This window comes from Candidimonas humi (assembly GCF_019166065.1).
Taxonomy (GTDB): Bacteria; Pseudomonadota; Gammaproteobacteria; order Burkholderiales; family Burkholderiaceae_B; genus Candidimonas; species Candidimonas humi.
The window spans coordinates 203,822-214,245 of the sequence record NZ_JAHTBN010000008.1; the positions used below are offsets into that span (position 1 = coordinate 203,822).

10 protein-coding genes are annotated in these 10,424 nt (G+C 64.7%); 5 read left to right on the forward strand and 5 right to left on the reverse strand.

Annotated features, from left to right (window positions below; translation table 11 throughout):
* Positions 1–46: 46 nt before the first annotated feature.
* On the reverse strand, positions 47–1,258 hold the full coding sequence (locus tag KVP10_RS17070) for a CaiB/BaiF CoA transferase family protein (protein WP_217965840.1): 1,212 nt from the start codon (positions 1,256–1,258) through the stop codon (positions 47–49).
* A 156-nt stretch (positions 1,259–1,414) separates the two neighbouring features.
* On the opposite strand from KVP10_RS17070, the gene KVP10_RS17075 reads away from it, so the two are divergent.
* From KVP10_RS17075 to KVP10_RS17085, 3 genes are all read left to right on the forward strand, one after another.
* Entirely contained in the window at positions 1,415–2,191 is a 777-nt protein-coding gene (locus KVP10_RS17075; RefSeq protein ID WP_217965841.1) for an enoyl-CoA hydratase/isomerase family protein, read from the forward strand.
* A gap of 138 nt (positions 2,192–2,329) precedes the next feature.
* Positions 2,330–3,211: an HpcH/HpaI aldolase/citrate lyase family protein gene (locus KVP10_RS17080; RefSeq protein ID WP_217965842.1), complete on the forward strand. Its 882-nt coding sequence runs from the start codon at positions 2,330–2,332 to the stop codon at positions 3,209–3,211.
* A 171-nt stretch (positions 3,212–3,382) separates the two neighbouring features.
* Complete coding sequence (locus tag KVP10_RS17085) at positions 3,383–4,360, forward strand: Bug family tripartite tricarboxylate transporter substrate binding protein (RefSeq protein WP_217965843.1); 978 nt, start codon at positions 3,383–3,385, stop codon at positions 4,358–4,360.
* A 44-nt stretch (positions 4,361–4,404) separates the two neighbouring features.
* Here KVP10_RS17085 and KVP10_RS17090 read toward each other — a convergent pair whose 3' ends face one another.
* On the reverse strand, positions 4,405–4,860 hold the full coding sequence (locus tag KVP10_RS17090) for a MaoC family dehydratase (protein ID WP_217965844.1): 456 nt from the start codon (positions 4,858–4,860) through the stop codon (positions 4,405–4,407).
* Between the two features lie 62 nt (positions 4,861–4,922).
* The gene (gene kce / locus KVP10_RS17095) at positions 4,923–5,855 is read right to left on the reverse strand and encodes a 3,5-dioxohexanoate:acetyl-CoA acetone transferase (RefSeq protein WP_217965846.1); all 933 of its coding nucleotides are present in this window, start codon (positions 5,853–5,855) and stop codon (positions 4,923–4,925) included.
* 253 nt (positions 5,856–6,108) lie between these two features.
* Between kce and KVP10_RS17100 the strand changes: the two genes are divergently transcribed.
* The gene (locus KVP10_RS17100; protein ID WP_217965847.1) at positions 6,109–6,864 is read left to right on the forward strand and encodes a FadR/GntR family transcriptional regulator; all 756 of its coding nucleotides are present in this window, start codon (positions 6,109–6,111) and stop codon (positions 6,862–6,864) included.
* Between the two features lie 22 nt (positions 6,865–6,886).
* On the opposite strand, the gene KVP10_RS17105 is transcribed toward KVP10_RS17100, so the two are convergent.
* Entirely contained in the window at positions 6,887–7,918 is a 1,032-nt protein-coding gene (locus KVP10_RS17105) for an acyltransferase (RefSeq protein ID WP_217965848.1), read from the reverse strand.
* A 472-nt stretch (positions 7,919–8,390) separates the two neighbouring features.
* Between KVP10_RS17105 and KVP10_RS17110 the strand changes: the two genes are divergently transcribed.
* A complete protein-coding gene (locus KVP10_RS17110) occupies positions 8,391–9,317 on the forward strand; it encodes a 3-hydroxyacyl-CoA dehydrogenase (RefSeq protein WP_217965849.1) in 927 nt (308 codons plus the stop codon).
* A gap of 112 nt (positions 9,318–9,429) precedes the next feature.
* On the opposite strand, the gene KVP10_RS17115 is transcribed toward KVP10_RS17110, so the two are convergent.
* Positions 9,430–10,212, reverse strand: coding sequence for an IclR family transcriptional regulator (locus KVP10_RS17115; protein ID WP_217965870.1), 783 nt, complete (start codon positions 10,210–10,212; stop codon positions 9,430–9,432).
* Between the last annotated feature and the right edge of the window lie 212 nt (positions 10,213–10,424).

Genomic DNA, 10,424 nt, shown 5'->3' on the forward strand with positions numbered 1-10,424 from the left:
GCGCCGTCCTCATCATACGAGTACGGCCGACGCGAAATACCTGGGATCAGGCGGGCGCGCCGTCGGTGTACGCCTGTGCCCGCACTGCTCCCGCCTGCAGCAGCGCGTCGATTTCTTCCGCCCCGTATCCCAAGCCCTCGAGCACCTCGCGGCTATGCTCGCCCAGGCGCGGCGGCGGGCGGCTCACGGCGTTGCGCTGGCCGTCGAAACGCAAGGGCTGGGCCACCATGTTCAGCGGCTGGCCGTCCTGCGCAGTGCAGGTCTGCAGCATGCCGCATTCCTGGGTATGCGGATGCGCCAGCATTTCGCCCACGGTCTGGATGGAGGCGCAGGGGATGCCCGCGGCGCGCAGCAGATCGAGCCATTCGTCGCGGCTGCGCCGCGCCAGTATCGCCTGCACCGCCTGCAGCACTTCGGCGCGATGCGATACCCGGTCGGCGTTGGCGGCATAGCGTGTGTCGGCGGCCAGGTCCGGGGCCTCGGCCACGCGGCAAAACGTCTGCCACAGCGCATCATTGGCCACACCCAGCAGAAAGGGCTTGTCGCTCGCGTCGAAGGCCTGATAGGGACATAGCGACTCGTGCGCCGAGCCCCAGCGCCGCGGTTCGGTGCCGCGCTGCCAATAACTCTGCGACATATAGGCCAGGAAGCCCAGCGAAGTATCGAACAGGCAGGCTTCGACCAGGGCGCCTTCGCCGCTGCGCATGCGCCGGATGAGCGCGGACAAGATGCCTATGGCGGCGTGCATGCCTGTAGCCTGGTCGACCGGCGAATATGGGCTGCGCGCGGGCGGGCCTTCGGTGTCGCCGGTGGTGGCCATCATGCCGCTGAAGGCCTGCAGGATCACATCGTAGCCCTTTGCTTCTTTCAGGGGCCCCTGGCGGCCGAAGCCCGAGATGCTGCAGTACACGACCGCCGGATTCAGCCTGCGCACGGTGTCGTAGTCTATGCCCAGGCGTTGCGTCACGCCCGGCCCGAAGCTTTCCACCACGACGTCAGCGCCGGCGATCAGGCGGTGCACCACCTCGCGTCCGCGCTCGTGCTTCAGGTCCAGCGCCACGCTGCGCTTGTTGCGGTTGGCGCTGAGAAAGACGGTGCCCTCGCCATCCCGGAAGGGCGGCCAGCGGCGGGTATCGTCGCCATTGACGGTCTCGACCTTCACCACCTCGGCGCCCATGTCGGCCAGGTACTGGGTGCACAAGGGGCCTGCCAGCACTTTGGAAAAATCGACTACTCGTATCCCATCCAGGGTATTCATGTGCTTGTCGCCTCATGTTTTTGATGCTTGGTATTTTTTACTCTAAATTTAATGGTCTAACCGTTGACTAAAGCGATGTTATTAATTATTCTTCTCTACGTCAATGCGGCATAGCACTTGTCCCGCACCCGTCGCCACAGCCTGCAAGGAATTCGCTTGAGCATCGACTTCTCCGTGGACGGCCACGGCATCGCCACCATCACCATCAACCGCCCCGAACGGCGCAACGCCCTCGACCAGCAGCATTACGACCTGCTGTCCGAGGCCTGGCGCACGGTTCGCGACGACAACGCCATACGCGTAGCCATTATCACCGGCGCGGGCGACAAGGCGTTCTGCGCCGGCGCCGACATCAAAAGCTTCCTGGCCGCCGCGCCGCCGCTGGCACAGATTGCGCACACCCAGCAATCGCAATTGCTGAACCGCGGGCTGGAAGTCTGGAAACCCATCGTGGCCGCCGTCAACGGCTATTGCCTGGGCGGCGGCATGACCCTGCTGCTGGCCACCGACATCCGGGTCTGTGCGGATGACGCGCAGTTCGGCCTGTCAGAGGTGCGGCGCGGCGCGTTTCCCGCCAATGGCGGCACACAGCGCATCTGCCAGCAACTGCCGCATGCCATCGCCATGGAGTTCCTGCTGCTGGGCGACAACTTCGATGCCCAGGCCGCCGGGCGCTGGGGCCTGGTCAACCGCGTCGTGCCTCGCGACCAACTGATGGACACGGCGCGCCAATATGCGCTGCGCCTGGCCGCCAATGCGCCGCTGGCGGTACAGGCGGCCAAAGAGCTGGCGATACGCAGCCGCGACGCCGACCTGGCTACCGGCCTGCGGCTGGAACAATTGTTTCTGCGCCTGCTGCAGGAAAGCGCAGACATCCAGGAAGGCGCGCGCGCCTTTGCCGAAAAGCGGCCGCCTGAGTTTCGCGGGTGTTGATACTAAGGATCTACATCGATTTCGGCTTCAGACGTCTCGTCTTCCCGATAGCCCCTTAGCCTTTGCGCCCGACACCCCTGCACCCGATATTTACATGCGCATCCATAGACACACCTACGCACCGACAAGGCCCTAAGCATGAGCAAGCAGACATTCAGATCCCTATTATTCGTACCCGGCGACAGCGAGCGCAAGCTTGCCAAGGCCGAGGCCACCGGCGCCGACGCCGTGGTGCTCGACCTGGAAGACGCGGTCGAGGCCAGCCGCCTGCCGCAGGCACGGGAAATGGTGCGCCAATACCTGGAAGCGCGGTCCGGGCGCAGACAGGCCATCTGGGTGCGCATCAATCCGCTGACTTCGGGCCTGGCCCTGGACGACCTAGCCGCGATAGTGCGCGGCGCGCCCGACGGCATACTGCTGCCCAAAGTGGCGGGCCCCTCCGCCATCGAGGCGCTCGCCGGCTACCTCGACGCGCTCGAGGCGCGCGACGGCGTCGCGCGCGGCTCGGTAGGCATCATTCCGGTGGCCACCGAGGTTCCGGACGCGCTCTTCACATTGGGCAACTACAAGAACAGCAGCCCGCGCCTGCAAGGCCTGACTTGGGGCGCGGAAGACCTGTCCGCCGCACTCGGCGCGGCCACCAACCGGCAGGAAGACGGCGAGTACGAGTTCACCTACAAATTGGCGCGCTCGTTGTGCCTGCTGGGCGCGCATGCCGCAGGGGTACGCGCCATCGACACCATCTGCGGCAATTTCAGGGACGATGCCGGGCTGCGCAAAGAGGCCGCGCTTGCGCGCAAGGCCGGATTCTCGGGAAAGATAGCCATCCATCCCGACCAGGTCGCCGCCATCAATGAGGCCTTCACGCCGGACGCGGCCGAACTCGAATATGCGCGGCGCGTCGTGCAAGCCTTCGAGCAGGCGCCCGGCGCGGGCACGCTGCAACTGGACGGCGAGATGCTGGACCGCCCGCACCTGAAGCGGGCCATGCAGACACTGGCGCTGGGCGGCGCAGCCTAGCCCGACGCCGCCTGGCCGGGGCGGGCCGCCCCGCACCGGCCCGCAGCGTACACAGAGGATAAAAACAGAGGGCACAAGCCACGCAACATCAGCAGTACGAAAGCCACGCAGCATATGACCCACGTCGGCGGCCATCTTGCAGGCCGCAGCCGAAACCGGAGGAGACCGGAAATGAAGAAACTGCTACGCAGGAAACTGCTCGTATTGTCCTGCGCGCTCGCGACGGGCATCGCCGGCAGCGCCGCCAACGCGGCCTACCCAGAGAAAGACATACGCTTCATCACCGCCTTTGCCGCGGGCAGCGCCAGCGACATCGTCGCGCGCCTGATCGCCGAACGCCTGCAAGCCGCGCTAGGACAGCCGGTAGTGGTCGAGAACAAGGCCGGCGCCTCGGGGCAGATCGCCGCCAATTATGTGGCCCGGTCCGCCCCGGACGGCTACACCATCATGCTGGCAACCAACACCACGCACTCGGCCAATCCCTATCTGTTCAAGACCCTGCATTACGACCCAATCAAGGACTTCACGCCGATCGCGCAGGTATGCAACTTCCCGTTCGTGCTGGCCGTGAGCGGCAAGCTGCCCGTCTCCAGCGTCAAGGAATTGCTGGCCTACGGCAAGCAGCATGCATCGAACCTCAGCTATGCCTATGGCAACAGCACCGGCCAGATATCGGCCGCCGCCTTCGACAAGGCCACCGGCCTGCATGCCACGCCCGTGCCCTATAAAAGCTCGCCCCAGGCCATGACCGACGTGATCGGCGGCCGCGCCTCGTTCATGTTCGCCGACCTCGCCTCGGCCGCAAGCTATATACAGTCGGGCAAGCTGAAACTGCTGGGCGTCACCACCAGCCAGCGCAGCAGCCTCGCCCCCAAGTTGCCGACCATCGCCGATGCCATCGGGCAGCCCGGCTTCGACCTGGCGGCGTGGGTGGGCATATTCGGGCCTGCGCACATGCCGCAGCCCGTGGTGCAGCGGCTCAGCGACGAGATCGTCAAGATCGTTTCATCGGCCGACATGCGCACACGCTTGAACCACCTGGGGGCCGAACCCACTCCGGCGCCAGCCAGCCAGTTCGGGCCTTTCGTGGCGCGGCAATTGACCGTATGGGGACAAAAGGTCAAAGAGGCCGGCATTCCGCCCCAATGACCGAAACCCGATGGCCGAGGCTCGATGATATGTGCCGCCCGCCCTCAGGCGGGCGTCTTCAGCATCAAGGCGCTGCGCTTGCAAGTGGCCACCAGCGTGCCGCGCTGGTTGTAGCCGCGATGCGCAAATACCACGATGCCCTGGGAAGGGCGCGAACGGCTCTCGCGCAGCGTGAGCACTTCGGATTGCACCCGCAGGGTGTCGCCGTGGAACACGGGCGCCGGGAAACGCACTTCGTCCCAGCCCAGGTTGGCCACCGTAGTGCCCAATGTCGTGTCGCCCACCGATATGCCTACGATCAGGCCCAGCGTAAAAGCGCTGTTGACGATGCGCTGCCCGAACTCGGTATGTTCGCGGCAATATTCCTCGTCCAGGTGCAATGCGGCCGGGTTGTGCGTCAGGGCCGTGAAAAAGACATTGTCCGCCTCGGTGAGCGTGCGCCTGATCGCGTGATCGAAAATCTGCCCTACGTGGAACTGCTCGAAATACAGACCGGCCATTCCAGCCTCCCTTTGCCTTGTGTCGCCTTGCCCTGCCCCGCCCGACGCGGCGCCGCGGCCGGCTAGAACGCCACCTGGTCGCCGCCCTTGGTCTGGATCATCGCGCGCGCCTCGGCCGGCGTGGCGACTTCCAGCGACAGGCGTTCGAGGATTTCGCGGATGATGGTTACCTGTTCGGCATTGGACTGCGCCAGCCTGCCCTTGCCGGCGTACAGGCTGTCTTCCAGGCCGACGCGGACATTGCCGCCCAGCAGCGCGCTCATGGTGACGAAAGGCAGCTGGTGCTTGCCGGCAGCCAGCACCGACAGGTAGTAATCGTCGCCGAACAGCTTGTCGGCGATGGCGCGCATGTGCAGCAGGTTTTCCTGATGTGCGCCGATGCCGCCCAGGATGCCGAAGATGCACTGCAAGAAGAACGGCGGCTTGATCAGCCCGCGATCGGCGAAATGCGCCACGTTGTACAAATGGCCGACGTCGTAGCACTCGAACTCGAAACGCGTGCCCATGGCCGACAGTTCCGACACGCCGCGTTCGATCTGCGCAAAAGTATTCGACAGGATGAAGTCGCGCGTCATTTCCAGATACGGTTTTTCCCAATCGAACTTGAACTTCTCGATGCGCGCGCCCGCACCCGAGATATTGAAGTTGAACGAGCCCATGTTCATCGAAGCCACTTCGGGCTGCGCCCACTTGGCCGGCGCCAGGCGTTCGTCCAGCGTCATGCCCAGGCCGCCCCCGGTGGTGATGTTCAGGATGGCGTCGGACTGCTCTTTGATGCGCGGCAGGAATTCGGCGAACAGCTTCGGGTCCTGGCGCGGCAGGCCGGTCTGCGGATCGCGCGCATGCAGGTGCAGCATGGCGGCGCCGGCGCGGGCCGCGGCCACCGCGTCCTTGGCGATTTCCTCGGGCGTGATGGGCAGGTACGGCGACATGGAGGGCGTATGTATGGAACCCGTCACCGCGCAGGTGATGATTACCTTCTTGGCTTGCTTCATCGATATCTCCGGTGGGGAATGCCGCCGATCCCCGCGATAGGGAAGATCGGCCTGGCGCAGCGTACTAAGCGCGCGGCGATGCACTGACGATGCGCCGTCGCAGCCTGGCGTAATTCTGGAGGAAATTCAGCGGAAACTGGCCCATAGCTTATCCAATAATGTTTTTTCGGTCAATGGTCAAACAATTATTAATTCATATATTTCATGATAGACTGCTTGCATATAGACATATATGCCTCCGAGCCCCCGCGCCATGAGTTCGACACCCCCCGCCGCAGGCACCGCCCGCCTGGATATCATCGAGGTTCCGAAGTCCTGCGACATGCTGGCCAACAAACTGCGCGAGCAGATCCTGGACGGCACCATCGCCGACGGCTCCATGCTGCCCCCCGAACGCGACCTGGTACAGCAAACGGGGCTAAGCCGCGGTTCGGTCAGGGAAGGCCTGCGCATCCTCGAGGCCGAAGGGCTGATCAAGACACGCTCGGGGCGCTACGGCGGCTCTACGGTCACGCGCCCTTCCGGCGCCATGGTGTCGAACCAGATCAACCTGTATGCGCGGGTGCGCGGCATCCCGCTGGAATCGATAGTGCAGGCGCGCGAGGCGCTGGAACCCGCGCTGGCCCGGCTGGCGGCGATCAATCGCACCGAAGAAGACCTGCAGTTGCTACGTGACATCTCGCGCCGCATCGAGGCCGCCTACGACGATGTGCCGACCTACCTGGACGAAAACGTGCAATGGCATTGCGCCTTGGCGCAGGCCAGCCATAACGAACTGCTGCACACTTTTACAGTATCGATCGCGCAGCTCATCCGCGAGGCGACCGACATCAAAGACATGGCGACCACCGAAATCCGCGCCACCGTCATCCAGGCCCACGAACGCATCCTGCAAGCCATTGCCGACCGCGCCCCCGACGTTGCCGAACGCCGCATGCAACGCCACGTCCAGGCCTACGCCAAGCGGGTGCACGAACTGACCGATACCGAATCGCACCGTAACGCCTGAAGCGCCGGCCCGGGTCGGCGCCTCAGGTCACCAGGCGAAAGACCCGCACCCTGCGCAACAACATCACCGCGGCCAGCGCCGCGGCGAACACGCATGTCGCGGTAAATGGAATCGCCCACCACGGCGACACGCCCGCATCCCGCAAGCCGGTGGCCGACTCGAAGCGGCGCAGCACGAAGATATGCAGGCAATACACGCCCAGGGTGCAGGCGGAAACCTGCCGCAACGGCCGTGCGAATTGCCTGGCACGCGTGCCCAGGCCATACAGGGTATTGAAGGCGCAGGCCGAAGCGGCCATCACCAGCGGCGACAAATAATCGTAGAACAGCGGATCGGGGCCCCCCGTCTGGCGCGACCGCAAATAGGTTGCGACCATGATGGCCAGCGACAGCAGCGCGAACAGCAAGGCGTTGCACGCGAGATAGCGGCGCTCGTCGCGCACGCCCTGGTATGCCTCGTGCAGCCAGGCGCCCAGGAACAGATATCCGCTCAGGCCGAAGAACGCGTCCAGCCTGTAGGTATCCACGACGTCGGCGTGCACGCCCCACGCCGCGCGCAGCGTCGGCCATGCCGACACCAGCGCCCACAGGGCCAGGTAGGCTTTTTTTTCCAAAGGCTGCGAGGCATGCCAGATCGCCCGCAGGAAAGGAACGAAGAGATAGATGCCCAGCACCGCATACAGGTACCACAGGTGGAACACCACCGGGCCGCGCGCCAAGTCCTCGAGCCACCGCTGCCACGGGCCATACTGGCGTCCCTGCCAGTCATTCCATGCCATGTAGAACAAAGACCAGAACAAGAGCGGCGGCACCACGCGCAGGAAGCGCTTCTTGAGAAACACCGGCAGTTCTTCGCGCTTGCCCAGCAGCAGCGCCCCCGAGATCATCAGGAACACCGGCACGCAGGCGCGGCACGCCGAATCGTAGAAGTTGCTGGCCCACCATCTATCGTCGAACGCATGGAAGTCCATGGCGGCGACGTGCAGTATCACCACCATGAAGCATGCGCCGATCCGTGCGAGATCCAGGGCCGTGCTGTCGCGTTTTTCTATCATTGTTCTCCCGTGGCTGGCTTGGAATCGGGCCGCGGGCGGCTGTCTGCAGCCCGGCCCTTGATCCAGCAATAACATGGCCCCCGGCCCGGACTTGCCTGAAGATATTTCGGCATATTGCGGGAGGTAAATGGCATCGGAGAGCCACATGCGCGATATGGGCGCTGGCCGCCCGGCGCTATGATATTCGCGCCGGCCGCAAAGACACCCCTGCTGTGGCAAGAAGAAACACCGGCCCTGCGCCGCACCCGCTTGCGCACGACCGGCCATACCTTGTTGCATAACCAGGACCCGAAGACATGGCATATATCACCACAGGGCGGCACGATCGCCTCGCGCAATGTCTCTGAGTCAAGTCCAGGTTGATGCTCTGCGCCCTGCTGGGCGCCGGCGCGGCCATGGACGAAATATGCGCGGCTTTCGCCTCGGAAAACTACTGATCTGAAACTCGACTATGCAGACACCCGGAGGAAACATGAATATTGCGATCATCGGCACCGGCCTGATAGGACAGGCATGGGCCATCGTCTTTGCCCGCGGAGGGTGCCAGGTCAGGCTCTGGGACGGCGACGCCGCCGCCCTGGAACGCGCATCCGGCCTGATCGCGCGCCAGATCGCGCAACTGCAGGACGAGCGTCTGCTGGACGACGCACAGGCAGTGTCGGCACGTATTCAAAGCTGCGGCGAGCTCGCGCAGGCGCTGCAAGGCGCCGACTACGTCCAGGAAAACCTGCCCGAAGTGCTGGACATCAAGCAAGACATATTCCGCAAGCTCGACGCACTGGCCGCGCCGCAAACAGTGCTGGCCAGCTCGACTTCCAGCATTCCCGCCTCGGCATTCACGGCAGACCTGCCCGGCCGCCACCGCTGCCTGGTGGCACACCCCGTCAACCCGCCCTACCTGGTGCCCGTGGTGGAACTGTGCGGCGCTCCCTGGACGGACGCGGCGTCCATGGAAAAGGCCCGTTCCGTCATGAACCAGGTCGGGCAGAAACCCGTCACCGTCCACAAAGAACTCGAGGGCTTCATCCTCAATCGCCTGCAGGGCGCGTTGCTGCGGGAAGCATTCAGGCTGGTGCAAAAAGGCTATGTCAGCGCCGAAGACCTCGATGTCACGGTCAAGGACGGCTTGGGCCTGCGCTGGTCCTTCATGGGCCCCTTCGAGACCATAGATCTCAACGCCCCGCGGGGCCTGGCCGAGTATTGCGCGCGCTATGGCGGCATGTTCCGCTCGATCGCCACGGAACAGACCGGCACCGAGGCCTGGAGCCCCGAACTGGTCGCCGAGCTGGAACGCCAGCGGCGCGAACAATTGCCTCAGGACGAACTGCTGCAGCGCCGCCTGTGGCGCGACCAGCGGCTGATGGCGCTGATGCGGCACAAACGCGAACTGCCGGAATAAGGCCTGTACACGCTGAGAGGCGCGGCGCCGGCACCGCTGGTGTGTGTGGGCCCCACCGTCGGCGCCGCCGGAATGTGTAGGCCCGGCGCAGTCTGGCCAAGCGCCTCGCCGATCAGTGTTCCAGCATGCCCTGGATGCGCTCCAGTATGTCCCGCAGGCGCGGCCGCACCTGCGCCAGCAGGAATTCGCGGCTGGCGGCAGAGACCGGGGCGCCGCAGGTCATGACCATGATGGGCTGGCCCGGGCCGGCCCTGAAGCCGGCCGCAATCGCATTGACGTTCTTCTGCCAGTCGCCGAACGAGCACGTGCAGCCCAGGGTACGGTAATCGGTAATGGCCTGCTGGATGCCGGCGCGTATCTGCGCTTCGGACCACGCATCCAGTTCGCTGAGCCGCTCGACGATTTCCTGGCGCTCGGATTCGCCGGCCAGGGCCAGATAGGCGCGCCCCATGGACGAGGTGACGATGGGAATGCGCGTGCCGGCCTCCATGCCCGGAGGCGGCGTGGCCTGGCTGCGGCAGTTTTCAATGTACAGCATCGACAATCGGTCGCGCACGCCCAGCGCCACATAGGCCTGGGCGAAATCGGCCAGTTCCTGCATCAGCGGCCGCGCCAGTTCGCGCACGTCGAGCCTGGCCAGCATGCCCACGCCCAGCGACATGGTGGCGGTGCCCAGCCTGTACCTGCCGTCGACCTGGTCCTGCACCAGATATCCCAGCTTGGTCAGCGTATAGGTAAGCCGCGAGACCGTGGACTTGGGCAGCTTGCAGCGCTGCGCGATCTCCTGGTTGCCCAGCACCCGGCCTCCCGAGCGAAAGCAGGCCAGGACTTCCAGGCCGCGCGCCAGCGCCGTGACGAAGTGACGGTCTTCCTTGGTCTTGCCGTGGGTGGGCATGGGGACGGTGTTCAAGTGCGGGGCTCCGCTGCTGTTTAATGAAAGCCGGGCCGGCGGCGCGACCTGGCTTGGCTTGGCTTGGCTTGGCTTGGCTTGGCTTGGCTTGGCTTGGCTTGGCTTGGCTTGGCTTGGCTTGGCTTGGCTTGGCTTGGCTTGGCTTTGTGTGGTGGTGGTTGGTTTGGCTTGGAGATTGGGAGTGCACTCGTCTGAAC

Coding starts and splice junctions, on each gene's coding strand:
- KVP10_RS17115 (WP_217965870.1), bottom strand. CDS start 10,212: ATGCCCACCCACGGCAAGACCAAGGAAGACCGTCACTTCGTCACGGCG.
- KVP10_RS17080 (WP_217965842.1), top strand. CDS start 2,330: ATGAGCAAGCAGACATTCAGATCCCTATTATTCGTACCCGGCGACAGC.
- KVP10_RS17100 (WP_217965847.1), top strand. CDS start 6,109: ATGAGTTCGACACCCCCCGCCGCAGGCACCGCCCGCCTGGATATCATC.
- kce (WP_217965846.1), bottom strand. CDS start 5,855: ATGAAGCAAGCCAAGAAGGTAATCATCACCTGCGCGGTGACGGGTTCC.
- KVP10_RS17110 (WP_217965849.1), top strand. CDS start 8,391: ATGAATATTGCGATCATCGGCACCGGCCTGATAGGACAGGCATGGGCC.
- KVP10_RS17090 (WP_217965844.1), bottom strand. CDS start 4,860: ATGGCCGGTCTGTATTTCGAGCAGTTCCACGTAGGGCAGATTTTCGAT.
- KVP10_RS17085 (WP_217965843.1), top strand. CDS start 3,383: ATGAAGAAACTGCTACGCAGGAAACTGCTCGTATTGTCCTGCGCGCTC.
- KVP10_RS17070 (WP_217965840.1), bottom strand. CDS start 1,258: ATGAATACCCTGGATGGGATACGAGTAGTCGATTTTTCCAAAGTGCTG.
- KVP10_RS17105 (WP_217965848.1), bottom strand. CDS start 7,918: ATGATAGAAAAACGCGACAGCACGGCCCTGGATCTCGCACGGATCGGC.